Annotated in this window: 36 protein-coding genes; 22 read left to right on the forward strand and 14 right to left on the reverse strand. The window is 41.2% G+C overall.

Annotated elements, in window-relative coordinates:
* The gene (locus tag V5M37_RS04585; protein WP_423800972.1) at positions 1–180 is read left to right on the forward strand and encodes a hypothetical protein; all 180 of its coding nucleotides are present in this window, start codon (positions 1–3) and stop codon (positions 178–180) included.
* 7 nt (positions 181–187) lie between these two features.
* Here V5M37_RS04585 and V5M37_RS04590 read toward each other — a convergent pair whose 3' ends face one another.
* Positions 188–583 (reverse strand): secondary thiamine-phosphate synthase enzyme YjbQ, encoded by a 396-nt coding sequence (locus V5M37_RS04590; RefSeq protein WP_423800973.1) that lies wholly within the window; start codon positions 581–583, stop codon positions 188–190.
* 46 nt (positions 584–629) lie between these two features.
* Positions 630–1097, reverse strand: coding sequence for a hypothetical protein (locus V5M37_RS04595; RefSeq protein ID WP_423800974.1), 468 nt, complete (start codon positions 1095–1097; stop codon positions 630–632).
* A gap of 68 nt (positions 1098–1165) precedes the next feature.
* Here V5M37_RS04595 and V5M37_RS04600 point away from each other — a divergent pair, with 68 nt between their 5' ends.
* The 3 genes from V5M37_RS04600 (at position 1166) to V5M37_RS04610 (ending at position 2476) form a co-directional block, all read left to right on the forward strand.
* Complete coding sequence (locus V5M37_RS04600) at positions 1166–1459, forward strand: antibiotic biosynthesis monooxygenase family protein (protein WP_423800975.1); 294 nt, start codon at positions 1166–1168, stop codon at positions 1457–1459.
* 80 nt (positions 1460–1539) lie between these two features.
* The gene (locus V5M37_RS04605) at positions 1540–2247 is read left to right on the forward strand and encodes a YjjG family noncanonical pyrimidine nucleotidase (RefSeq protein WP_423800976.1); all 708 of its coding nucleotides are present in this window, start codon (positions 1540–1542) and stop codon (positions 2245–2247) included.
* Between the two features lie 16 nt (positions 2248–2263).
* Entirely contained in the window at positions 2264–2476 is a 213-nt protein-coding gene (locus V5M37_RS04610; RefSeq protein WP_423800977.1) for a DNA-directed RNA polymerase subunit alpha C-terminal domain-containing protein, read from the forward strand.
* 8 nt (positions 2477–2484) lie between these two features.
* On the opposite strand, the gene V5M37_RS04615 is transcribed toward V5M37_RS04610, so the two are convergent.
* Entirely contained in the window at positions 2485–2826 is a 342-nt protein-coding gene (locus V5M37_RS04615; RefSeq protein ID WP_423800978.1) for a DUF3889 domain-containing protein, read from the reverse strand.
* 88 nt (positions 2827–2914) lie between these two features.
* On the opposite strand from V5M37_RS04615, the gene V5M37_RS04620 reads away from it, so the two are divergent.
* Entirely contained in the window at positions 2915–3415 is a 501-nt protein-coding gene (locus V5M37_RS04620; protein ID WP_423800979.1) for an N-acetyltransferase family protein, read from the forward strand.
* Positions 3416–3439: 24 nt separating this feature from the next.
* Here the strand turns inward: V5M37_RS04620 and V5M37_RS04625 are convergent, their stop codons facing one another.
* The 5 genes from V5M37_RS04625 to V5M37_RS04645 form a co-directional block, all read right to left on the reverse strand.
* Entirely contained in the window at positions 3440–3565 is a 126-nt protein-coding gene (locus V5M37_RS04625) for a hypothetical protein (RefSeq protein ID WP_261363804.1), read from the reverse strand.
* A gap of 23 nt (positions 3566–3588) precedes the next feature.
* On the reverse strand, positions 3589–3822 hold the full coding sequence (locus V5M37_RS04630) for a hypothetical protein (RefSeq protein WP_213146397.1): 234 nt from the start codon (positions 3820–3822) through the stop codon (positions 3589–3591).
* Between the two features lie 533 nt (positions 3823–4355).
* Positions 4356–5054, reverse strand: coding sequence for a Type 1 glutamine amidotransferase-like domain-containing protein (locus V5M37_RS04635; protein WP_423800980.1), 699 nt, complete (start codon positions 5052–5054; stop codon positions 4356–4358).
* Between the two features lie 123 nt (positions 5055–5177).
* A complete protein-coding gene (locus tag V5M37_RS04640; RefSeq protein WP_423800981.1) occupies positions 5178–5351 on the reverse strand; it encodes an amino acid transporter in 174 nt (57 codons plus the stop codon).
* Between the two features lie 89 nt (positions 5352–5440).
* The gene (locus V5M37_RS04645; RefSeq protein WP_423800982.1) at positions 5441–5674 is read right to left on the reverse strand and encodes a hypothetical protein; all 234 of its coding nucleotides are present in this window, start codon (positions 5672–5674) and stop codon (positions 5441–5443) included.
* 420 nt (positions 5675–6094) lie between these two features.
* Between V5M37_RS04645 and V5M37_RS04650 the strand changes: the two genes are divergently transcribed.
* The 4 genes from V5M37_RS04650 to V5M37_RS04665 all read left to right on the forward strand — a co-directional run bounded on the left by V5M37_RS04650 (position 6095) and on the right by V5M37_RS04665 (position 9537).
* On the forward strand, positions 6095–7336 hold the full coding sequence (locus V5M37_RS04650; RefSeq protein WP_423800983.1) for an MFS transporter: 1242 nt from the start codon (positions 6095–6097) through the stop codon (positions 7334–7336).
* An 82-nt stretch (positions 7337–7418) separates the two neighbouring features.
* Positions 7419–7952, forward strand: coding sequence for an HD domain-containing protein (locus V5M37_RS04655; RefSeq protein WP_423800984.1), 534 nt, complete (start codon positions 7419–7421; stop codon positions 7950–7952).
* A 524-nt stretch (positions 7953–8476) separates the two neighbouring features.
* Complete coding sequence (locus tag V5M37_RS04660) at positions 8477–8980, forward strand: N-acetyltransferase family protein (RefSeq protein ID WP_423800985.1); 504 nt, start codon at positions 8477–8479, stop codon at positions 8978–8980.
* Between the two features lie 17 nt (positions 8981–8997).
* Complete coding sequence (locus tag V5M37_RS04665; protein WP_423802571.1) at positions 8998–9537, forward strand: GNAT family N-acetyltransferase; 540 nt, start codon at positions 8998–9000, stop codon at positions 9535–9537.
* Positions 9538–9618: 81 nt separating this feature from the next.
* On the opposite strand, the gene V5M37_RS04670 is transcribed toward V5M37_RS04665, so the two are convergent.
* Entirely contained in the window at positions 9619–9822 is a 204-nt protein-coding gene (locus V5M37_RS04670) for a hypothetical protein (protein WP_213146408.1), read from the reverse strand.
* Positions 9823–10007: 185 nt separating this feature from the next.
* On the opposite strand from V5M37_RS04670, the gene V5M37_RS04675 reads away from it, so the two are divergent.
* Genes V5M37_RS04675 through V5M37_RS04685 form a run of 3 tightly spaced genes read left to right on the forward strand, consistent with a single transcriptional unit; the run spans position 10008 to position 11613 of the window.
* On the forward strand, positions 10008–10460 hold the full coding sequence (locus tag V5M37_RS04675) for a DUF2269 family protein (RefSeq protein WP_423800986.1): 453 nt from the start codon (positions 10008–10010) through the stop codon (positions 10458–10460).
* 57 nt (positions 10461–10517) lie between these two features.
* On the forward strand, positions 10518–11225 hold the full coding sequence (locus tag V5M37_RS04680) for a polysaccharide deacetylase family protein (protein ID WP_423800987.1): 708 nt from the start codon (positions 10518–10520) through the stop codon (positions 11223–11225).
* Between the two features lie 22 nt (positions 11226–11247).
* A complete protein-coding gene (locus tag V5M37_RS04685; protein ID WP_423800988.1) occupies positions 11248–11613 on the forward strand; it encodes a VOC family protein in 366 nt (121 codons plus the stop codon).
* A gap of 44 nt (positions 11614–11657) precedes the next feature.
* Here the strand turns inward: V5M37_RS04685 and V5M37_RS04690 are convergent, their stop codons facing one another.
* The gene (locus tag V5M37_RS04690; RefSeq protein ID WP_423800989.1) at positions 11658–11903 is read right to left on the reverse strand and encodes a hypothetical protein; all 246 of its coding nucleotides are present in this window, start codon (positions 11901–11903) and stop codon (positions 11658–11660) included.
* A 257-nt stretch (positions 11904–12160) separates the two neighbouring features.
* Here V5M37_RS04690 and V5M37_RS04695 point away from each other — a divergent pair, with 257 nt between their 5' ends.
* Entirely contained in the window at positions 12161–12955 is a 795-nt protein-coding gene (locus V5M37_RS04695; RefSeq protein ID WP_423800990.1) for an MBL fold metallo-hydrolase, read from the forward strand.
* Between the two features lie 21 nt (positions 12956–12976).
* On the forward strand, positions 12977–13729 hold the full coding sequence (locus tag V5M37_RS04700) for an MBL fold metallo-hydrolase (RefSeq protein ID WP_423800991.1): 753 nt from the start codon (positions 12977–12979) through the stop codon (positions 13727–13729).
* Positions 13730–13764: 35 nt separating this feature from the next.
* Here V5M37_RS04700 and V5M37_RS04705 read toward each other — a convergent pair whose 3' ends face one another.
* Positions 13765–14103: a cupin domain-containing protein gene (locus V5M37_RS04705; protein WP_423800992.1), complete on the reverse strand. Its 339-nt coding sequence runs from the start codon at positions 14101–14103 to the stop codon at positions 13765–13767.
* A 134-nt stretch (positions 14104–14237) separates the two neighbouring features.
* Between V5M37_RS04705 and V5M37_RS04710 the strand changes: the two genes are divergently transcribed.
* From V5M37_RS04710 to V5M37_RS04725, 4 genes are read left to right on the forward strand one after another with little or no spacing between them, the layout of a single operon-like run.
* A complete protein-coding gene (locus V5M37_RS04710; protein ID WP_423800993.1) occupies positions 14238–15092 on the forward strand; it encodes a LysR family transcriptional regulator in 855 nt (284 codons plus the stop codon).
* A gap of 9 nt (positions 15093–15101) precedes the next feature.
* Positions 15102–15728, forward strand: coding sequence for a pyridoxamine 5'-phosphate oxidase family protein (locus V5M37_RS04715; RefSeq protein ID WP_423802572.1), 627 nt, complete (start codon positions 15102–15104; stop codon positions 15726–15728).
* Between the two features lie 3 nt (positions 15729–15731).
* Positions 15732–16193, forward strand: coding sequence for an NUDIX domain-containing protein (locus tag V5M37_RS04720; RefSeq protein ID WP_423800994.1), 462 nt, complete (start codon positions 15732–15734; stop codon positions 16191–16193).
* A gap of 33 nt (positions 16194–16226) precedes the next feature.
* Positions 16227–16610 carry a MazG nucleotide pyrophosphohydrolase domain-containing protein gene (locus V5M37_RS04725; RefSeq protein ID WP_423800995.1) on the forward strand — a complete coding sequence of 128 codons (384 nt, stop codon included), beginning with the start codon at positions 16227–16229 and terminating at the stop codon, positions 16608–16610.
* A 39-nt stretch (positions 16611–16649) separates the two neighbouring features.
* Here the strand turns inward: V5M37_RS04725 and V5M37_RS04730 are convergent, their stop codons facing one another.
* Positions 16650–17069 carry a YbaN family protein gene (locus V5M37_RS04730; protein ID WP_423800996.1) on the reverse strand — a complete coding sequence of 140 codons (420 nt, stop codon included), beginning with the start codon at positions 17067–17069 and terminating at the stop codon, positions 16650–16652.
* The gene (locus tag V5M37_RS04735) at positions 17069–17848 is read right to left on the reverse strand and encodes an alpha/beta hydrolase (RefSeq protein WP_423800997.1); all 780 of its coding nucleotides are present in this window, start codon (positions 17846–17848) and stop codon (positions 17069–17071) included. The genes V5M37_RS04730 and V5M37_RS04735 overlap by 1 nt, the downstream gene beginning before the upstream one ends.
* 150 nt (positions 17849–17998) lie before the next feature.
* Between V5M37_RS04735 and V5M37_RS04740 the strand changes: the two genes are divergently transcribed.
* The 3 genes from V5M37_RS04740 to V5M37_RS04750 all read left to right on the forward strand — a co-directional run bounded on the left by V5M37_RS04740 (position 17999) and on the right by V5M37_RS04750 (position 21641).
* The gene (locus V5M37_RS04740; RefSeq protein ID WP_423800998.1) at positions 17999–18979 is read left to right on the forward strand and encodes an alpha/beta fold hydrolase; all 981 of its coding nucleotides are present in this window, start codon (positions 17999–18001) and stop codon (positions 18977–18979) included.
* A 279-nt stretch (positions 18980–19258) separates the two neighbouring features.
* On the forward strand, positions 19259–20506 hold the full coding sequence (locus V5M37_RS04745; RefSeq protein WP_423800999.1) for a cation:dicarboxylate symporter family transporter: 1248 nt from the start codon (positions 19259–19261) through the stop codon (positions 20504–20506).
* A 724-nt stretch (positions 20507–21230) separates the two neighbouring features.
* Positions 21231–21641 carry a hypothetical protein gene (locus tag V5M37_RS04750; RefSeq protein ID WP_213146421.1) on the forward strand — a complete coding sequence of 137 codons (411 nt, stop codon included), beginning with the start codon at positions 21231–21233 and terminating at the stop codon, positions 21639–21641.
* A gap of 130 nt (positions 21642–21771) precedes the next feature.
* On the opposite strand, the gene V5M37_RS04755 is transcribed toward V5M37_RS04750, so the two are convergent.
* Positions 21772–21864 carry a YjcZ family sporulation protein gene (locus tag V5M37_RS04755; protein ID WP_423801000.1) on the reverse strand — a complete coding sequence of 31 codons (93 nt, stop codon included), beginning with the start codon at positions 21862–21864 and terminating at the stop codon, positions 21772–21774.
* Between the two features lie 219 nt (positions 21865–22083).
* Between V5M37_RS04755 and V5M37_RS04760 the strand changes: the two genes are divergently transcribed.
* On the forward strand, positions 22084–23148 hold the full coding sequence (locus V5M37_RS04760) for an undecaprenyldiphospho-muramoylpentapeptide beta-N-acetylglucosaminyltransferase (protein WP_423801001.1): 1065 nt from the start codon (positions 22084–22086) through the stop codon (positions 23146–23148).
* Positions 23149–23159 lie beyond the last annotated feature (11 nt).

Below are 23159 nucleotides of genomic sequence, written 5' to 3' on the forward strand. Positions count from 1 at the left end.
ATGACACTAAACAAAAAACTGTTTATCCCTGGAGTCATTGGTTTATCATTTCTTGCAGCAATGTTCGTTTTAAATTTTTATTCACTTGAGAACGCAAAAAATGCCTGTGTCGAAAACAATAGGACCCCTGAAGTTGAGCAGGGGTTCTTGTCAATAAATTGGTCTGTTTCTTGTAAATAGTATAAACCTATAATGCCTTAACATAAAACGTCCGCGTCCTCGGACCATCGAATTCGCAAAAGTAGATGCCCTGCCATGTACCAAGAAGCAGCCGTCCGTCCGAAACAATAACATACTGTGATGCACCAACTGTACTTGCCTTCATATGTGCCGCAGTATTGCCTTCCATGTGGCGGTCAAGGTTATGGTGCCAAGGATACACCTCATCAAAGCGGCGGATCATATCCCGTTTTACGTCCGGGTCAGCATTCTCATTAATGGTGATTCCGGCAGTTGTATGAGGGCAATAAACAATCACCGCTCCATCATGTAGCCCTTGCTCATTTACAAAATCCTGTACCTGTTCGGTAACTTCAATCATTTCATCCCGTTTCCCGGTTTTCAAAGTGAATTTTTTTAGCATGATCTTCTTCCTTTCAAAAAATAAAAGCCCAATAAAAATTGAGCTGTTATTTTTTCATATCCTTATGATAATAATCCATCAGTTTAACGGATTTTGCAATTAAGTGAGGATTGTTGCTATTTGCAAAAGCAATAAAATCGGTATTAACAGCAAGAACGATTGTGTCGGCTGCCTTTATTTCTGTTTTTTCATTTAAGGTGATTCCGTCAAATGGCAGATAAATCCTAACAATGTGAGTATATTCGGAGAGAACAGGCTTTTTCTTAACCTCCTTGATCCAAATGCGGATGTCACTCATTTCCGGCGGATCCATCATGACCGATTTGGCATTAAATTTTTCATGATAGAAATCGCTGGACTCTTTGATTATCCAGTGATCCAGAGTTTTGTATATAAAGCTCTTTGCCGCAACGTTTTTCACTTCTATTTCTTTTCCCGCCTCGAGGACTTCAGCGGCGGCTGGAGAATTGAAATATAGTACTATTAAGAAAAATAACATAAGAATTTTCTTCAAAGTCAGACACCTCCTAAGTTTTAAGGTTTCCCTAAATTAATTTATTTTAAAGAAAAGGAGAAAAAATTATGATTTTAGAAGCTGCCATGCTCCAAGTTAAACCAGGAATGGAACAGGATTTTGAGGATGCTTTCCGAATGGCATCCGCGATTATTTCATCAATGAAAGGCTATCTCACCCACGAACTGCAGTGCTGCCTGGAAGTGGAGGGGAAGTACTTGCTGCTAGTGCAGTGGGAAACATTAGAAGACCATACAGTAGGCTTTAGAGAGTCGCAGGAATATCAAGAATGGAAAAAGCTCCTCCACCATTTCTATGATCCATTCCCAACAGTTGAGCATTTCAAAAAAGTGGAACTTTAAACGCGAGGTCTTTCTAAGCTGCCCACAGTAAAAAATGATAAAATAGAGAAAACAAGATTAATAGATTAATGGAGGCAGCGATGAAATACGATACGATATTTTTTGATATAGATGATACATTGTTCGATTTTGGAAAAACGGAACAGAATGCTCTGCATAAGGCATTTTCAGACTTCGGTCTGCCGTCAGGAGTGCAGGATTACCGTCCGCGCTATAAGGAAATAAGCAAAGTTTTATGGGGAGATTTAGAACAAGGACGTACAACATTAGCTGAATTGGGCGTGGAAAGGTTTAGACGCTTGTTTGTGGAATATAATCTCAGCATTGATGCAGAGCGTTTTAATCAAATCTATCTAGGGTATTTAGGAGAGGGAAGCCAACTTGTTCCCGGAGCATTTGAAGTGTGCACTAATTTGAATGGGTGCAGGCTGGCTGTTATTACTAACGGATTTGGCCAGGTGCAGAAGTCTAGAATAGCGGGCTCGCCACTCTCTCATGCATTCGAGGAGGTAATAATTTCTGAAGAAGCAGGATACCAAAAGCCTCATACAGGAATCTTTGATTATGCCTTTTCCAAGCTGCAAATATCAAACAAAGAACGAGTTTTAATGGTGGGAGATTCCCTGACTTCTGATATCCAAGGCGGAATCAATTATGGGATTGATACTTGCTGGTTTAATCCAAATTATAAGGATAACAATATTGGTGTAAAGCCGACACATGAAATTCGTGAACTGACTGATCTTTTAAAAATAGTTGGGCAAAAACAAGCTGTGCTGATTAAATAAGTGAACGAGGGATTGAATGGAACAGAACGTAGGCATTGATAATAGTGACTTGCCGGAGAAATTGGCCAAGCCTGCTCGCAGGGCGCTAGAAGGAGCGGGCATTTTCCGGCTAGACCAATTATCAAAGTTAAGCGAGGAAGAGCTTCTGAAATTGCATGGCATGGGTCCTAAAGCATTAGGGCAAATACGAGAAGCGTTAGCTGCTAAGGGAATTTCACACCGTGCCTAAATTTGAGATCATCTTGTGGATTCTCTGAACGTGACTTTTTGAACCTTTTCTGTTTTATTTTCAAATTGAATATCGATAAAAACTCCAAATTCTCTTTGCCCTTCCTTTAACCAAAGCTTGAATTTTTCAACTGAGGAAGTGGCACCAGTTACTCTCCCAATATGGAGATAATCGACAATTTGGGCGTTCGGATACTTTTTATGAGTTCTTTCCATTGCAACCCTTCCCCATTTGGCATAGGGAGGAATGGGTTTTTGTTGCGCATTCGTGTAATGTGTTAAAACCGTTGGAAGGCTGCTGACAGACACAAGAGCTGTTGCGGTTAAAAAGCTGACTAGTATCTTTCTCAACTTAATTCCCCCTTTGTTTACGATTAGGATGGGGATTTTGAAAAGGAATTATGTTAACAAATCTGTGGAAGTAAAAGGATGTTATTGAATGGTTATAAGAGAGATAGAAGTTAACGAAGCAGAAAACCTTACGAGTCTTATCCAACAGGTCGAAGCTGAATCTGCGTATATGCTGATGGAAGCGGGCGAAAGAAGAACGACGGCCGAACAGCAACGCAAAAGAATTGAATCAATGAAGACGAGCGAAAACTCAACAATATTAGTTGCAGAGAATGGCGGGACATTGGTCGGTTATATGTTTGTAATCGGCGGGACAGCAAGAAGAACCAAACACTCTGTCTATCTTGTTATCGGTATTTTAAAGGATTATCGTGGGCAAGGTATCGGGACTAAACTGTTTGAAAGACTTGATCAGTGGGCGGTTAGTCATAAGATTCACCGTTTGGAATTAACGGTTGTCACCCGTAACGAAGCCGGAGTAGCCCTATATAATAAAATGGGCTTCGAGATTGAAGGAACAAAGAAACATTCCCTGCTAATTGCAGGTGAATTTATTGATGAATATTACATGGCCAAGCTGCTGCAGTGAACGGGGGAAAGGGGAAGACGCCGTTTATAGGCGGTCGTCCTCCCATGCACGGCTGTAATCCTTTATATTATCATTTGTTTTTAGTGTTTTAACTTCCTGACTTTGGGTATTCCCCTGTGCAGGCTGGCGTTTTTTATTTTGTTTTTTCAAATCGCTTGCCTCCCGATAAGAGTCTATTCAAAGAATCCTAAAGCATACTTTACAGCTTCATGAATATCGCTTGTTTCGTATGCCACCATATCCTCATGGGAAATTTTCATTCTTACGCTTTCCAAATCATATCCACTGTCCAAATCCATCTCTAAAAGAACCTCATATCCTTCGGGCCCAACACTCGTCTCAATAATATTAAATGTCCGAATGGCTGACCCTGTTTCGTAATCCTTTGAGTCCAAACTATCTGCCATAAAAAACACCCCGTTTTTTGCATTCTTGGCTACAAATTTAGATTTCCAATCGCACTCTGTCTGTATTCATTTCAATTTTTGGAGTAAATACCTATATAAATTGGGAGGATATCAATAGGAGGGAGTCATGATTAAAAAATTCTTTGTCCTGCTTTTTGTATTTCAGGCAGCATGGTTTTCCTGTTACGGCCATTTGGGTTGTTATGAAAAGCTCATAACAACCGAAGCGTAGAAAGTGTCGGAGCTCCGGTCGTTATGAAGGACTTATAACACCCGAGCGGTAGAAAGAGTGGGAGTTCCGGTCGTTATAAAAGGCTTATAACACCCGAACGGTAGAAAGAGTGGGAGCTCCAGTCGTTATGAAAGGACTTATAACGCCCGAACGGTAGAAGGAGTTGGAGTTCCGGTCGTTATGAATGACTTATAACACCCGAACGGAGAAAGGGTCGTTACTCCGGTCGTTATGAAAAGCTCATAACGCCCGAAGCCTTCAAAGATTCCGCACTCTAAGTGTTATTACAGGGTCATAAAAGCTAATTATCCCCCAAATACTCCGTCCTAAGCTCCGTCTCAATCACCTTATTATCAAAAGAGAGGGAGTAGGCCTTTGCAGTCGGCCTGGAACTAACAATTTTATGAACATCCTGATCAATGAAATGAATCGCCACCCCATCATCTGCGGCAATCCCGCCTCCAAGTGCTCCCGTACCCACAAGTCGATGGTAAGCCGGTCGTCTGTCTTCCTCACAATCATAATGCGGACAATTGCTGCCTTTCAAAAACCCCAGGGCTTTAATCGGTTCAAGACCGCCTCCAAAGGAGTCGGTGACACCTTCTTCAAACCAGCAAATCGAACCTGCGCTGATTCCAGCCAACAAAATCCCCTGATTCCACGCCTTCCGTAAAATCTCATCCAAGCCCCATTCTTTCCAAAGCACCAATAAGTTTTTTGTATTCCCACCACCGACATAAATGATGTCTTTTTCTAAAACAAAGCTTTCCAAATCTCTAGTGGGTGGTCTAAACAACGATAGATGAGATGGTTCACAAGGCATTTTTTCAAAAAAACGATAAAAATCGCTGACATAACTATCCGCATCTCCGCTGGCCGTCGGGACAAAACAGATTTTTGGATTGGTTCTTTTAGATTGTTGCAGGATATATGTATCTAATAACGGGTTCTCCGGTTCCATCGAAAAACCGCCGCCGCCCAGCGCGATAATTTGCTTCATTCGTTTCAGTCCTTTCCCATTTATTGACACCATTATACCATTCCTATTTTTCCTTTAAACTATCTAACAAAGGGGAGCCAAATAAGACTTTTCAACCATCTTTGCATTTCTTTTCTAAAACTACTACAGTATATTTAAAATAATCACCAGCAAAATTCCTATCGCAAAAAAGCTAATGAAAAAATACCCAAAATACCTTAATGGTTTTGGCAGCTTTCTTAAATTCCCATTCGTAGCATTACCTTCAATTTTATTGTAGTGGTCAATAACATCGTTAAACGGTTTATTTTTTGTCATTCAGACTCACTTCGTTATGAGAATGTTTTCTTTTCCTAAACATGATAATGGCAGCTGCCATTAAGAAAATCGGGGAAATAACCAGCCATTTAAACACTCCAGGTGTTGCTGCCAAATATAAAGTTAACGGGAAGGACCAGATTGCGCAAAGAGTGGCTTGCGTAAAGACCTATAATCATCGGAAGAAAATACGAAAGTGAAAAGGATGCAAGAACATCCTCAGGCGGAGGACCTCCAACGTAAGGGTTATTGAATAAAAAGTATATGCAGAAAAGAAGTCCGCCTAAAGAACCGAGCACTCCCAAATGTCTTGCTATTTTCAACACCATCCCCCCTCGATTCTTTATATTCGTAAATTAGACCTAAATAACCTTCCTTTTCCAAATCTCTAATAAAAAACGCAGGGGTTATTTTTATAAAAAATATCCTGCCCAATCTATGAAGATGGCATTAGGGCTTTGGATATGGGGTGTTTCAGAAAAATTTACCACAAATTAACATACTTTTGCTTGAAACTCAAAAACAAATCCAGTAAAATGAAAATTACTCAAATTCGGAAGGGTGACCTTAAGCCAATGAATAACTAATCCTATTTTTAGAAATAATTCGTAATAACGAACATTATTCTGGATAGGATTGGTATAGGCTTTTTTATAAAAAGGTTTAAATGGTACTTGGTGTACTATGACTTTTTGCGCCTGAAAAACCTCCTAGTCCAGTTGATCGGATAAGGAGGTTTTTTTATGGAAACAACAAATTCAGACATGACCCTTGGAGCATTGTTTCGAAATCGGGTGATTCAAACAATCCTGCTTTCAACTTTTTTCCTGCAAATCGGGATCTGGGTTCGAAATTACTCGATTTTACTATTCGTAGTAGAAAAAACAAATGAAAATGCAGTAGCCGTGTCGCTCATTTCGGTGGCGGAATTTGCTCCAATCTTTCTATTTTCCTTTATTGGCGGAACATTTGCCGACCGCTGGCGGCCAAAAAGGACGATGATATGGTGTGATTTCCTTAGTGCTATTTCGATCTTTGTTGTGCTGTTGGCGCTTGTTTTTGGAAGCTGGAAAGCTATTTTCTTTGCGACACTCGTATCCTCTATACTTTCCCAGTTTTCACAGCCGTCGGGGATGAAGTTGTTCAAGTTGCATGTGAGGGAAGAACTCATCCAAATGGGGATGTCTATCTACCAAACCTTGTTTGCGTTGTTCATGATTCTCGGTCCTGTGATTGGGACGTTTGTGTATCAACGCTACGGAATTGATGCCGCGATTGCTATTATGGGTGTTGCCTTTTTGCTGTCGGCGGGAATTCTATTTTTACTTCCAGCCGATTATGAGGTAGAGGAAAAGGCTGAAAAAACAACCATCACGCAGGAAATGAAAGCAGGGTTCAGTTACGTGTTGAACAGCCGTCCATTGACGTTGCTTGGCGGATGTTTTGCGGCGGCCGGGTTGGCGCTGGGACTGACGCAGCCGCTGGCAGTATTTCTTGTCACAGAAAAGCTCGGGCTTCCAAAAGAGCAGCTTCAGTGGCTGATGGCTGCATTTGGAGCAGGGATGATTTTAGGTGGCGGCCTTACTGTAGGATTGGCCAAAAAGACCCCGCCGCAAATCTTGTTGGCACTGGGGATGGCAATCAATGCGATTGTGTTTATGATGCTGGGATTTTCCGAACTGTTCTGGTTAACTTTAACAGTTCAATTTATCGCCGGCCTATTTATGCCATGTATCCATATTGGAATCAATACGATGATTTTGAAAAATACTGATGCCGACTTTATCGGCCGAGTCAACGGGATTTTGAACCCAATGTTCATGGGAACCATGGTCATTACCATGACAGCAAGCGGCTGGTTGAAGGAAAAGTTTTCGCTTGTGGCCATGTATGAAACGACTGCGCTGTTATTTATCATCGGGGTGTTTTTCCTTGTTCCGCTTTTCAAAGGGGCGGCTGTTTTGAAAAAAAGTGAAGAGGCTTAATTTGGAGAGGGAGCTTTATAAAGGCTCCTTTTCTTATGGTAAAATATTCATATCGAGAATTAGGGAGGGGTTTAACATAGACGTGATTGATAAAGCACTTCAAATTGCCAGTATAGCGCATCAACGCCAGTATCGGAAAGGAACGGACATCCCATATATCGCACATCCGGTCGCTGTAGGAATGCTGTTGATGAAGGCGGGTTATCGCGAAGATGTCGTAGCAGCGGGAATTCTACATGATACTGATGAAGATACCGATTACAAACTAAAAGACATTAAACGTGACTTTGGTGAAGAGATAGCTGTAATCGTGGCGGGCTGTTCCGAACCGGATAAGTCACTTTCCTGGGAAGAGCGCAAGGAGCACACAATCGAATTTTTGAAAACCGCCTCCAGCGATATCCGTGCGGTTGCCTGTGCCGATAAACTTCACAATATCCGGTCGATTATTAAAGATTATGAGCAGGATGGTGATGAGGTCTGGCAAAGGTTTAACCGCGGCAAGGAGAAGCAGGAGTGGTATTATACAAGGTTAGTGGAGAGCCTCAGGTACCAGGGGTCGTTTAGTTTAGTAGACGAACTAGAGAAAGAGGTAATCAGGTTGTTTAAGCGTTAGAATTTTTTGTCGTCTAGCTTTATTTTAGTAGGGAATGAAGGACATTTTGAACGATGGGCAGCATGGATTTGGTCTTCATCAAATCTATGAAGGACATTTGGAACGAGGAGCCGCATGAATTTGGTCTTCGTCAAGCCAATGAAGGACATTTGGAACCAAGGACCCCATGAATTTGGTCTTCATCAAGCTTATGAAGGACATTTTGAACCAAGGACCCCATGAATTTGGTCTTCATCAAGCGAATGAAGGACATTTGGAACCAAGGACCCCATGAATTTGGTCTTCATCAAGCGAATGAAGGACATTTGGAACCAAGGACCCCATGAATTTGGTCTTCATCAAGCTTATGAAGGACATTTGGAACCAAGGACCCCATGGATTTGGTCTTCATCAAGCGAATGAACGACATTTTGAACCGATACCCACCCGATTATGTCCTTCATCAAAAAACGGGGGGCACATATAATCCATCCAAAGACAAACCACCCCAGTATAACCCGAAAATTTTAACAAGGGAGATAAGTATGGAAATAAGACTATTAAACTCAAACGATTCCGCCAGCTATTGGCAGCTAAGGTTAGAAGCCTTGCAGAAAAATCCGGAGGCCTTTTTAACAAGCTATGAAGATGCCATCAAAAGAGAAAAACCAGTGGAACAAACCGCACAAAATCTCTCCGCAGAAGGAAACTATACTTTTGGAGCCATCAATAACCAAGAACTCATCGGTGTCGTCACTCTAATGCATGAGAAACCAAGCAAAATCCGTCACAAGGCCAACATTTTTGCGATGTACGTGACACCTCACAAACGTGTATCCGGTGTAGGCAGTGCTTTACTTTCAGCCGCCGTTGAAAAAGCAAAATCAATCCAAACGATCGAAAAAATAAATTTAACTGTAACAGCAAGTAATGAAAAAGCGAAGAAGCTTTATACCAAGCATGGTTTTAAAGTATTTGGTTATGAAGAAAAGGCATTAATAGTGAATGGTGAATATTTCGATGAGGAGTATATGGTTTTACATCTATAACTAAAATGGGAGGGGACATAGTGCTCAAAAGCAAAAACATCTACATAAGACCCTTTACTGAAGACGATGCATCATCCCTGCTCAAATTGCAAATCGAGAACCGACGTTTTTTCGAAAAGTTCTCCTATGAGCGCTCCAACGATTTTTACACATTAGAGGTCCAGCAAAACAGAATCAAAGAGTTTGCAAAGGATTGGCAAGCTGATCAGGCGTATACCTTCGGAATTTTTACAAAGGATGACGCTTTAATCGGCACAATCAATCTTTTCCAAGTTCTCCGCGGCTCTCTCCAAAGCGCCTTCATTGGTTACTTTTTGGATCAAAAGCACAACGGGAAAGGCTACACTACTGAGGCTGCAAAGCTCCTAGTGCAGTATGCGTTTAATGAATTAAAATTGCACCGCATTGAAGCCGGAGTCATGCCGCATAATATCGGCTCCATCCGGGTGCTGGAAAAGGCAGGCTTCCATAAGGAAGGAATCGCCATCAAGAATGTCAAAATCAATGGAAAATGGGAAGACCACCAGGTGCTGGCGATTATTAACCCAAATGATTAGACCAAAAAACCGGTTAGCCTTAATGAAGGGCTATTCCGGTTTTTACTCAAGCCTTGTCTTACCATATAGGTCCTGCAGCCATTAAATCCAAAAAAATTTCTTAAAATCATCAAAAAAATCATGATGCTTATCTTTCTCTTCTTCTTTAACAACAATTACTTTATTAGCACGAATGACGACTTGTTCGGCATCAATAACGATTCTTCCTCGTTTGTCACGGTGATGCCTCGTTAAGCCCTCTACTTCAATCTCTATTTTTTCGCCATCTCTCCATCCACTATACACTCAAAAAAACCCCCCTTTCCAGCATTATTTATTAAAATATGCTTGTGCAGAAAAAAGGCTTGGACAAACAATCTTTTTTTAAAAACTGTATCGGTTTGAATCTACAAAAATATGTAACAAACCTCATTATATTAATAATCTTGTTTATGATAAAATTGTCCTGTAGAGAATGGAGGTAGCTGACGATGACTTTCTACAAAGCTCTAGTTTTCATACACATTTTTTCTGCCATTATCGGGATGGGTCCAGGGTTTATTTTAACAACGGTTGTTAAATCAGGTAAAACAATGACCGAACTGCGCCATTCCTATGCTATTCGTAATACGCTACATATCTATGTCATGATTGGCGGTGTGCTATTACTCTTGACTGGATTGGGACTAGGCTTATTCAATACTGGACTGTTCCGTCAAGGATGGTATCTCATAAGTCTCTTTCTCTTTTTGGCTGCCTTGGCAATCGGCCCGATCGTCTTATCCCCGAGGTCAAAACCGATTAAAGAGATGCTGAAGACTCATAAAGGCGACGACATACCACAGGAATACTGGAAGTTGTCCAAAGAACTCTTCTTCTATGAAAACTTGGAAAATTTTATTTTTATCATAATCATTACCCTTATGATACTTAAACCTTTTTAGGTAAAATAAAAGTGCAAAGCCCCCGCGGTTTTGCACTTTGTTATGTAGGAGTGTTTTATGAAAAAGAAACTAGCCTTTACAGGCGCTGGAATTCTACTTGTTTTTCTACTATTGCTAGGCACCTATAAATTAATGAATTCACGAACCTACCAGGTATTTGGGGACCTAACCTATAAGGTAGATACAAATCAGAAACTCGTGGCATTGACATTTGACGATGGCCCTTCGAAAAATATACCGGAGCTTCTGCCGTTATTGAAGAAATACAACGCGAAGGCAACCTTTTTCCTAATCGGCAGCGATATTGAGAAAAATCTTGAGGAAGCGAAAGGATTAGCAGCGGCCGGACACCAGCTTGGAAACCATACATATTCCCATCAGCGAATGATTTTTAAATCACCATCTTATATTAAAAAGGAAATCGAAACAACCGATCGGTTAATACGAGAAGCAGGGTATAAAGGTGAAATTGATGTGCGGCCGCCGAACGGAAAGAAGCTTGTCGGATTACCCTATTATTTAAGCAAACATAATAGAGATACGATTACCTGGAACCTGGAGCCGGACAGCTATTATTCATCCGCAACCGACAAAGTGGAGTATGTTAGGAAGAACATAGAACCTGGGTCCATTATCCTGCTGCACCCTTGGTACAGCGGGTCCGCAGAAGAGCTGAAGGCAGTTGAGGGAATCTTGCAATCCTTAACCGAAAAAGGCTATAAATTTGTTACCGTAAATGAGCTGCAAGAATCTGCAAGAAAGTAATATTCTTAGGGAGGAATTTGTTTTGAAAAGTGCAAATCCATATGTTTTTATTGATAATTGCCTGAACGTAGTGGAGTATTATCAAGGTTTGTTTGGAGGGGACATTAAAAACATTCAGCAAACAGAAGATGGCAAGTGTCTTCACGCTGAGCTTCATTTAGGTGATAGCATCATCCACTTCTCTGACACCTTTAGCAAAGTCCATGCAGGGGATAACGTGAGAATCACGTTGGAGTGTGAGAGTGAAGAGGAAATTACCAGAGTCTATGATTCGCTTAGCAGCGAAGGAAGAGTTACCTTTGCTTTACAAGAAACGTTCTGGGGTGCGCTGCATGCCAATCTGGTCGACCGATTTGGAATTGGCTGGCTGCTGAACTATCAGAAATAAAGATTTAAAAAATGCTTTACCTACATAAGCGGGTAAAGCATTTTTTATTGTTTTTTCATCCTCCAATAAACGACAATAGCAATTGGAAGGATGAGGGGAATGACGATGAAGAAAGAAAATGTCCAGATTGTGCTTAATAGCAAGATAGTGTCACTGCATCCATTTGTTCCGCATTCTGTGGCGCGCAGACCTTTTTCATTAATAGACGAAAAATATCCAATCAGCCGTATTCCGAACAGGAAAAACCAAATCATGATAATAGCAATTAATAATAAAATGGCTTTTTTCAAATTGATGCCTCCTAAGAAAACCTTACCTATCATTTTGTTCCAAGCAGACAAAAAAGATTCTATCTCAAGGAGTATCAAGCACACTAATAATAGAATCATCTTCGCCTTGTCTAACAGTAACTTCCCATGTAAAAAAGGAAATTTATCCGTACATTCCGTGATAATCAAAAGTTATAACCCTATAACAGATTTGTATTTTCTTCCAGTCAATGGAACGGTGTAACATAGAGATAACAAAGTTTTAGGGGGTTACTTTTATGGAATTAAAAAAACTGTCATGGGCAACTGTAGTACTGGAATCAAATGAAACTTCAATCCTAATTGATCCGCTAGGGGCGCCGATTAAGGGGCAAGACCGGCCGCTCGCCGCTAAATTAGGAGAACCTTTAGAGCCTTTAGTTTCGCTTGGGACTATCAAGAGGCCCGATGCAATTTTGGTTACCCATTTCCATCCGGACCATTTTGATTATCAATCAGTCTTGGATCACTTTGGTGAAGATGTTCCACTTTATCTTCCAAAGGAATCTGAGAGCTATGCCGCTAAATGTGGATTTAAAAATGTAATCGGAGTCAGTCCAAATGAGGATTTTATCGTAAATCATGTAAAGATTTCTGCCTTCTATTCAGTTGATGGATTTGGCTCTCCGCAGGTTGCATGGGTTGTAAATGATGGCGCCTATTCGCTTGTCCACTGCGGCGATACCCAGTGGCAGGGGTTTTGGTGGCGGATGGAGCAGCAGTATGGGCCAATCCATGCAGCATGTCTTCCGGTAAACGGCCCCATCCTCCATGTTGCCGGTTTGAGCGCACAAAGCAGTTTGCCAGCCTGTTTGACGCCTGAGGAGGCAGTTGAAGCAGCGAAAATACTAAATGCAAAATATCTGGTTCCGATTCACTATGGAACGTTTAATAATCCACCATTTTATATCGAAGCAGAAAATGTGGAGGAAAGGTTAATACAACGAGGCAATGAACTAGATGTTAATATAAAAATTTTACGTCCAAATGAACAGCTTTTTCTTGGAGACACGATTAAACAATCTGCCAAATAAAAACAAACAGGAGCGATATCTATGAAAATTCAATTAATCAGACACGCGACAGTTAAAATCAGCATGAATCAATATCATTTCTTAGTGGACCCGATGTTCAGTTCTAAAGGAGAGATGGATCCGGTAGGGAATGCGGCCAATAAGTTCAGGAATCCCTTAGTGGAATTGCCGCTTCCTATTGAAACCATCCTCCATGACATTGACGCGGTCATTTTAACCCACTCCCATCGCGACCACTTTGATGATGCCGCAATCAAAACCATACCAAAGGATTTAAAGATTTTTTGCCAGCCTGAGGATGAAGACAAACTGCTTGGGCTTGGTTTTTCCCACGTTACAAAAATTAAGGAAGAAGAGAACTGGAACGGGATCCACTTTACTAGAACGGGAGGGCAGCACGGTTCTGGTGAATTAGGCAAGCAGATGGGACCTGTGTCCGGGTTTATGATGGAGTCTGCGGGAGAACCTTCCCTGTATATTGCCGGGGACACCATTTGGTGCGATGAAGTCGAGGTTGCCATATCGGAGCACTCGCCTGAAATCATCATTTTAAATGGCGGGGAAGCGCAGTTTTTAACAGGTGATCCGATTACTATGGGAATCAAGGATATTGAAAGAGTAAGTGAAGAGGCCCCATCCTCTAAAATTATTGTAGTTCACATGGAGTCATGGAATCATTGCCTGTTGAGCAGGGAAGAGTTGAGGGGATATATTGCAAAAAATGGCTTGCGTAATGTCACGATCCCGTCAAACGGAGAAATTTTTGAGTTTTAAAGGTGAAGTCACGAGTAACTCACTCGTGACTTTTTTTACAATGAAATTCTGTCTCCTCGGCTATTGGGCTGGGAAGTGACTAGAAATTCAATGTCATTGTCTGTCTCGTTGAAAATTTGATGAGGCGCCATTGGCGGCACCTCGTAGCCTTCCATTTGTTTGAGAATCACTCGTTTTCCATCAACTTCAAGGGTGGCGGTTCCGGACAAAATGAAGAAGAATTGCCGAGCCTGGACATGGTAATGTCTTTCTTCAGCAGTATTGGGAGGCATGCGTTCATGAATAATACTCAAATTTGCATCCTTCACCAAATGCCAGCCGTCACATTGTTGTCCCCAAATGTAGTGTTCCGCGTTAGCTTTGCTTCGTTTCATATTTTCTACCTCCATTCACTATGACTTGTACAAACATTATACTACCTATCGCCCCAAAGATAGTTTGCTAATTTCCGATGTTTATCTAAAATGGTAAAATGTTCAAAATGGCTTTAAAAAAGGATGAGCGCTATATGAATATTGATTACTTTCGAAGTTTTGTAGAAACGGTCAATCAAAAAAGTCTTTCCAAGGCAAGTGAGCGTCTTAATATATCGCAGCCAGCATTAAGCAAGCAAATTCGGAAATTAGAAGATTTCTTTGATGCGCCATTATTAGTGCGGTCCACATCAGGAGTCGTTCTTACCGAGGCAGGAGAGTTAGTCTACAAAAGGCTGCCGCAAATTCTTGGTGATCTATCGATTCTTCAAAATGATCTTAACAGTTTGAAGGAAATAGGAAGCTATAGAATTGGAACCTTGCCAAGTTTGGCCGGCAATTATATCCCTTCCCGAATCTTAAAATTGAAGGAGAATGGGATTCACGTGGAGGTTGTTATAAAGAATGCCTCTCAAGAAGTATTTGAACTCCTAAAAAATGGCGAAATCGATGCCGCCATCATTGAAGAAATGCCGGTCAATAAAACGTATTGGCAAAAGGAAATTTTTGAAGAGCCCTTATATGCGATCCTCCGCACATCTCATCAACTTTCTGGCAAACAGTCTGTTCAAATTGAAGAGATTAGTGACGAAGAGTTTGTATTGTATCCTCCGTTTTGCACGATTAGGGAAAGTGTCAGCAGGATGTTCCATGAACAGGAGAAGGAGCTTAAGATTATAAGAGAGATAGATTTTGGTGATTTTTTAATCGGATACGTTGCGGCCGGGTCTGGGATTACCGTGGTACCTGAAATGAGTATCAAGAATCTTGGAAACTCATTTGTTAAAGCCATACCCTTAAACCACTCTTTAGCCAAACGGACAATTTCGCTGATTGCAAATTCGATCACAACTGGAAAAGCATTATATCCATTTTTTAAAAAACGTTAAGGGGATGAAATTTTGTTTAAAGATATTATAGAAACTGAGGCAGAACTGCGGTCATTACTGGGAACACCGAGTGAACTGGCTTCCAAAAAGGTCATTCACCATCTAGACTATCATTGCGTGGAATTTCTTTCAAAATCGCCATTTTTGGTTATGGCTACTGCTGACAAGCAGGGGTTTTGTGATGTTTCCCCACGTGGAGACCGGCCCGGGTTTGTCTATGTCCTAAATGAAAAACAGTTCATTATACCGGAGCGCCCAGGCAACAAAAGGGTAGATTCATTGCGTAATATTTTATCCAATCCCAGAGTTGGACTGCAGTTTTTCATACCGGGGTTGGGAGAGACACTGAGGGTCAATGGGAAAGCTTGTATAATCAGAGATGACGAGTTGCTTGAAAAGATGGCAGTCGGCGGGCGGAAGCCGCTTTTAGGGATTGGAGTGGACGTGGAAGAGTGTTTTATTCACTGCGCAAAAGCCTTGAGACGTTCAGGCTTATGGGAGACAGAGTCCTGGCTTGAAAAAGAACTACTTCCATCTGCAGCTAAGATCCTTTTTGCCCACGCAAAGCTCCCCGATTCCAGCGTCGATACCATTCAAAAAAGTCTTGAGGAGAGCTATACTAAGAGGATGTATTAATTGATGTCAAAGGAAGTTATTAAGATGAAGCATTACGTAGTCGGCTTTGCATTTAATCACACAATGGATCGTGTCTTAATGTTAAAAAGAAACAAGCCGCCTTACCAGTATCTCTACAATGGTGTAGGTGGAAAAATAGAAATTGGCGAGGAGCCGCAGCATGCCATGTTTCGGGAACTCCAGGAAGAAACGGGTTTAAAACAGTCTGATATTCAGACATCCAATCACTTAACCACGCTCGAATTCAAGTCGGGTGTAAGACTATCCGTCTACTATTTCCAATTGAACCGGAACATTGATTCTTACCCCATAAAGAGAACAATGGATGAAGGCACACTGGAATGGCTGCATATTGAGGACGACCATTTGCTGGACGCCTCTAACCCCAAAATGGCCGGAGACGGAAATATCGCCTATTTCATTCAATTTGCCCAAAATGTACATAAAGGAATTGCCTCTTTTTAAAGACAGCAGAAAAACATAATTGGAGGGACACCCATGAAGGAAATCCAGGAATTCGCCAAACAATTCCATAAAGAAATGAACTGGGAAATCAGCAATGAAAGCTTTGAGGAAGCCCGGGCTTCCCTTTTAAATAACTACATGCTGCTGACAACAGAAGTGGCGGAGGTTGCAGAGGAACTGAGAAAGGCTTTTAACATGACAAGGACTCTAGTCCATGAAGGTATGGAGGAAGGGAAGGCCTTCGAAATGTCTAAGGATCTTGTAAAAGAAGACATCGGCAAGGAATTAGCTGACTGCCTCGCCTACATGCTTAAACTTTATAATTATTTTGGCCTCGACCTTGAGGAAACCTTTTACGCCAAAATGGAAGAGGTCAAGAACCGGCGTAATAAGGATGTCGCACCGGTAAAAAAATAAAAGACAGGAAGCGCATTCCTGTCTTTCTTCGTCTAATCCTTAATCTGACCGAACGGTTTTTATTTTAAAAATAAAATAATAATACTTATAAATGACAATTAACAGCAGCACGCTTTTCACGATATAGCTTGGATGAAGGAAAAAAGGAATCGCAATCATTGCATCCGCAAACAACAATATCGACAGCTTCTGCCTTAAAGTCATCGAACGTTCCCGGACGAAGCTTTCCAAATGGCGCTTATAGAGGTTTGTCCCTTTAAACCAGCGCTCAAACCGTTCCGAACCTTTCATGAAGCAAAAGGATGCCAAGAGCAGCAAAGGTGTCGTTGGCACAACAGGTAAAACAATCCCAATAATCCCCAAGCCAAGCGAAATAAAGCCAATCACTATGAAAATAAACTTAATAATACGGTTTTGACTAATCATTGTCCTCGAACCTAAACTTAGTTTTTCCTTCATTATACCCTATCAGAAAATAGGTAAGCCAGAATCTCCGGCATTCTCTCCCGGAAAAAACGATAATGGTGTTCGCCAGCTTCCACGCTCACAAAGCGGGTATCGGCTATTTGGCTGCTTATAATGTCATAGGCCTGTCTAGCGAGGTCAAAGAACAGTTTGCTTGCTTCTGGGTCATCCGGAACTTCCTTCGTCCCGATATCCATATAAAATTTCTCCACACCCGCCAAATCACTCTGTCTAATAAAATCCTCCAACGCTTCTTGATTCCGATAATAGCCCGGTGAAAGGACGGCCACTTTTCTAAAAATCTGCGGATAACAGCAGGCGGCATAAGTGGAAATAATCGCACCTAATGAAATCCCAGCCATCGCCGTTTCATTCTCAAGTGTCCGATATTTTCGGTCAATAAAAGGCTTTAACTCATGAACGATAAAATCTAAATAGTCCTCGCCCTTTCCTCCTGAAGGACTAGCATAACCTAATATTTCCTCACTTAACTTTCCTTGCTTCCAAGGGCAGTATTCGTCTATCCGACCCTCTCCCTCGGTATTCAAATCAATCCCGACAACGATAATTTCAAGACCAGATTCCTCTAAATACTTTTTCAATCCTAATGAAGTGCCTTTAATCGCACCTTCATCTTCAAACACATTTTGCCCGTCGTGCATATAGAGAACGGGATATCGCTTCTGCCCGCTCTGATAGGATTCAGGCAAATAAACGCGAATCATTCTATCCTGCTGAAACGAAGTCATATAAAGGGTGAATTTTTCCAACATAATGGATCACTTCCAATCTCGAAATCTCCTAAACTTAAATTTATCATAAACCGACAATTTTTTCTTAAAATTTTTATATAAAAAGAGGACTCCAGCCTTTATAATATGGTTGGATATGGTAAAAAATCCAAACTATTGGAGTGGTACGGAATGCTCACGAGAAAAACGAAAAAGATAGAAAGCAAAACTGAATCCATTGCGGCATTGGAAGAAGTCATGATTGGCGGCCGGAAGCAATGGGTGCTATTCAGAGGGGAAGATGTTAGCCAGCCGATTATGCTGTTTTTGCACGGCGGACCGGGTACAGCACAAATCGGATTTGCCCCGAAATTTCAAAAGGATCTCGAAAAGGAATTCCTAATCGTCAACTGGGACCAAAGAGGGGCAGGCTTGTCCTACTCTGCTGACATTCGAAAAGAAGACCTAACCATTGAAAACATTTTAAATGACACCATTCAAGTGATCGAATATCTCCTCAAGCGTTTCAAAAAGGAAAAGCTGATTCTCGTTGGACATTCGTGGGGATCAGTCCTGGGGATTTTGGCTGTACAAAAATGCCCACAATATATCTCTAGCTACATAGGCATTGGCCAGGTGGTAGACATGCGCACCGGGGAAAGACTGTCATATGAATACACGTTGAACAAGGCCCGTGACCTTAAAAATGAAAAAGCCTTAAAGGAACTAGAGGCGCTAGACTATAATCCAGCTGACATGGATTATTTGAACGCCCAAAGGAAATGGCTGACAAAGTTTGGCGGTTCCTATATCGGGGTCAATGAATTTAATTTGATTTATTCTAACATGCTGTTCGCCAATGAATACACGCTGAAGGACTGGTTCTCCTACATAAAGGCAGGAAGATTTTGTTTGGAGAACATGTGGGAAGAGCTTTTGGCGATAGATTTCATAACGAATGCAGTAAAGCTTGAGGTGCCGGTTTACATTTTTGCTGGAAGGCAGGATTATCAAACACCTTCCGCTCTGGCCAAACAATACTTTGATGTTATGCAATGCCCGCATAAGGAATTGGTTTGGTTTGAAAAATCAGCCCATCTATTGAACTTTGAGGAACCTGAAAAATTTTATCACGAATGTATAAAGATTAAACAAAGGCTGACGAATATTTAGGCAATAATAAGCAGCATAGAACTCTGGAAACAGGGTTCTTTTTCGTTATGGTTCGATATACATAATTATTTAATATTTCAAAATAATTTTATTTTTAAAATAGTCCTAATGAATTACTTGAAAATGGTATTTCTTTGCCATTGATTTGAATGCGATTTATAAATAAAATTATAGTAGGCGACAAAATGTGATTATCTTCATTTGTTTTTTGAAAGAAAAGAGGTAAAATTAATAATTCCTCTATGCAATTTAAACATTACAACAAGAGAGGTGCATGTTATGAAAAGAATCAGCTTGGCTTGGCAAATCTTCATTGGTTTAGTGCTTGGTATTATTGTTGGTGCCATTTTCTATGGAAACCCGCATATTGCAGATTATTTACAGCCAATTGGAAACGTTTTTATTCGGTTAATTAAAATGATTGTCGTACCAATTGTGGTTTCGAGTATCATAGTAGGGGTTGCCGGTACCGGTGATATGAAATCTCTAGGGAAACTCGGCGGCAAAACGCTGCTATATTTTGAAATCATTACGACAATTGCCATTGTTGTTGGTCTTTTGGCCGGTAACATCTTCCATCCAGGGACTGGCGTTGACCGTTCTCACTTAACGAAAACGGACATTAACACGTATGTGGAAACTGCCAAAACAACAGAAACCCATTCAATGGCTGATACCTTTGTCAATATTGTTCCGACCAATATCATGCAGTCATTAGCGAACGGTGATATGTTAGCGATCATCTTCTTCTCCGTCATGTTCGGATTGGGCGTTGCCGCTATTGGGGAAAAAGGAACCCCGATAATCAATTTCTTCAAGGGAACAGCTGATGCTATGTTCTATGTGACCAATCAAATTATGAAGGTTGCTCCAATAGGTGTATTTGCCTTAATTGGTGTAACGGTTTCAAAATTTGGGTTATCTTCGCTAATTCCTTTAGGAAAATTGGTCATCGTTGTGTACGGTGCCATGGCGTTCTTTATTTTAGTGGTCTTAGGATTAACAGCCAAATTAGTCGGTTTTAATATCTTTAAGCTATTGAAATATTTGAAAGACGAACTATTATTAGGTTATTCTACAGCAAGCTCGGAAACGGTTCTTCCAAAAATTATGGAAAAAATGGAGAAACTCGGCTGTCCAAAGGCGATTACCTCCTTTGTTATACCAACGGGCTATTCTTTTAATCTCGATGGTTCTACCTTGTACCAGGCTATTGCGGCATTGTTTATTGCACAAATGTACGGAATCCATATGAGCATCGGCCACCAAATTACGTTGGTGCTTGTATTGATGATTACCTCTAAAGGGATTGCCGGAGTTCCAGGTGTATCATTCGTTGTTCTTCTTGCCACTTTGGGAACCGTAGGTATCCCAGTAGAAGGCCTTGCCTTCATCGCCGGAATCGACCGTATCCTTGACATGGCGCGGACCTGCGTCAATATTGTGGGTAACTCATTAGCAGCGATCGTCATCTCTAGATGGGAAGGTCATAAGATAGACGAAGAGCCAAAAGAATTAGCAGCATAGTAATAAATAGCAGATAGCAGGTGTCTGACCCTGAGGGTGTCAGGCACCTTTTTTTATTGTGGCGAATTTAGAAAAGGTAGGTCTTATTCACAGGATTCTGAGACGGGTCCCGCTTTATTTAGTAATTTAAAATAGTAAATGCGCCAATTCCCTTACGATAGGTTGTACATATTTTAGTAGTATAAGGACAACCTTAAGGGAGGTGGAACAAGTGCATAACCGCGAATACCGAAACCCATTTCGCTTTTGCGTATTCCCTGGCTATCGCTGGTGAGGACCAGGCTGCAGCGGGCCGGGAGCCCCGATTAATGATGTTGATGAATGCTGTCAGCGGCATGACTTTTGTTTAAGCAAAGGAATCGACCCATGCCAATGCGATTTTGAGTTTATGGCCTGCCTGAAACAAAAAAGAAACAGGTATACGGATAAAGGGAGAAAGGCAGCTCTTATGTATGATTTTATGAAGCTTAAAACTGCTTTCACGTGTGGTGAGCGGCGGATTGAATCAAGCGATTGATCCTTTCAAATTTTCTTTTTAAACATGAAGTATTCTCACCCTTAAACCACTTAGATAAACCGTAAAAAATTTATTTTAATAAGCATAATTTTCCCCATGAAATACATTCGTTACAGCATTTTTCTGGCGCATTTATCCAATCATAAACCGCTTCTTTCTTACCGAAAATAATAGCGGTCGCTTGAATATTGCAAAGGGGGAAACGGTGTGAAATGGCATAAGCGGATTCTTTCGATGATTCAGGAACGTCAGGATAAAAAGGTGGCCTTGGCAGTGGACACTTCCAGTAATGATGCCCCAACGATTCTCATCAATAACATAGTCAAACTGTTTGAAACAGTAAAACCCGATACTATTTTGGTTCAAGCAGATTTTAAAATAAGGAGCATTTCTCCGATAAAAAGTGACACCATTAAATGGTATTCTCACGGGAAATCCTCCTATACATTAGTTCTTGAGTGGGCAAAGGAAGAACAAATTGATACGCTGTTTTATATTACCGATGTTACCGGCTTTTTTTCTGAGGACTTAGAAAAGCTTGATTATGAAATGTTTTGGCTCGTACCAGGTGTATTCCTTCCTAGAGTGCCGTTTGGCAAAGCAATTAAAGTGGCTTAAAACCGTAAAAAAGACCAAATCTCAGGTTTGGTCTTTTTCTTCCTTATTCTAATAAAATGAAAAAAGAAGCGTGGTGGCTGCCACGCTTCAAAACGGTTGGAGGTTTTAGGAGGGTTGTCTTAAATAAGGATTAGTATCTGCCGAAGCTTGTACCAACAATGATTAACAAGATGAATAGAACGACAATCAACACGAAGCTGTTGCCATAGCCACCGCCGTACATACAACTCACCTCCCTTTTTCATGGGATACTATAATCTATTCATTGATGATGTTTTTTGAAATGGACAAGTATGGAAATTATACTTAAAAAATTAATTGCATGCTTTCTGGAGGCTGCTTTCTCTTTAAATTTTCCCTGCATTTTTCCCTATAGTGATGGTATTGCCTTCACTTATTACATATAATTAAGCTATTATGCGAATGTATGCAGGAGGCAATAATGGCGAAAAAGACGATTGTTTTTACAGGAGGCGGATCTGCTGGTCATGTGACCCCGAATCTGGCCATCATCAGTGAAATTCGGAATGACTGGGATATCCAATATATTGGTTCAAAGAAAGGCATCGAAAAGGAATTAATTAAAAAAATTGCGGTTCCGTATCATGGCATCAGCAGCGGGAAGTTAAGAAGGTACATCGATCTTGAAAATGTTAAGGATATTTTCAGGGTGTTGAAGGGCTGCCTGGATGCACGAAGAATTTTAAAGAAATTAAAGCCTGATTTGGTCTTTTCAAAAGGCGGATTTGTATCTGTACCGGTCATTATCGCGGCCAGGTCTTTAAAAATCCCAATATTTATTCACGAAAGTGATATGACCCCAGGTCTGGCGAATAAGATTTCGCAACGATTCGCAGACAAAATCTTTACATCCTTTGAAGAGACCGAAAAATATTTTCCAAAAAGCAAAGTGAAGGCGATCGGCTCTCCAATCAGGAAGGAAATTCTGCAAGGCTCGGAGGAAAAGGGGCGAAGGTTCCTGGGGTTCCATAGCGGCCGGCCGATACTGACCATCATGGGCGGAAGCTTGGGGGCACGGAAGATTAATGAGGTAGTGAGAGGTTCTCTAAAACAACTGACAGCCAAGTACCAAATTGCTCATTTGTGCGGAAAAAACAATCTCGACCCAAGCCTGGAAGGTATTTCTGGATATAGACAATTCGAGTACATGCACGAGGAACTCGCCGACGTTTTAGCGGCTACCGATCTTGTCATCACTCGTGGCGGATCCAATGCCATTTTTGAATTTTTGGCCTTAGGAATCCCGATGCTGATTATTCCACTGGGACTGCAGCAAAGCAGGGGCGACCAAATTTTAAACGCAAAAGCTTTTGCGGAAAAAGGATTTTCACTCACTCTTGAAGAAGAACAACTAACCAGTGAATCACTTCTGAAACATTTAGAAACGCTTGACCAAAAGAGCGGGGAAATCCACATGACGATGAAGCAATCCCAGCAAGGAGAAGCACTGCAGACGCTGGTGACGGAAATCAATAAATATAGATAAAAAGCTAGCCC

It is taken from the genome of Neobacillus sp. SAB-20_R2A, from assembly GCF_049568635.1.
Taxonomy (GTDB): Bacteria; Bacillota; Bacilli; order Bacillales; family Cytobacillaceae; genus Neobacillus; species Neobacillus citreus.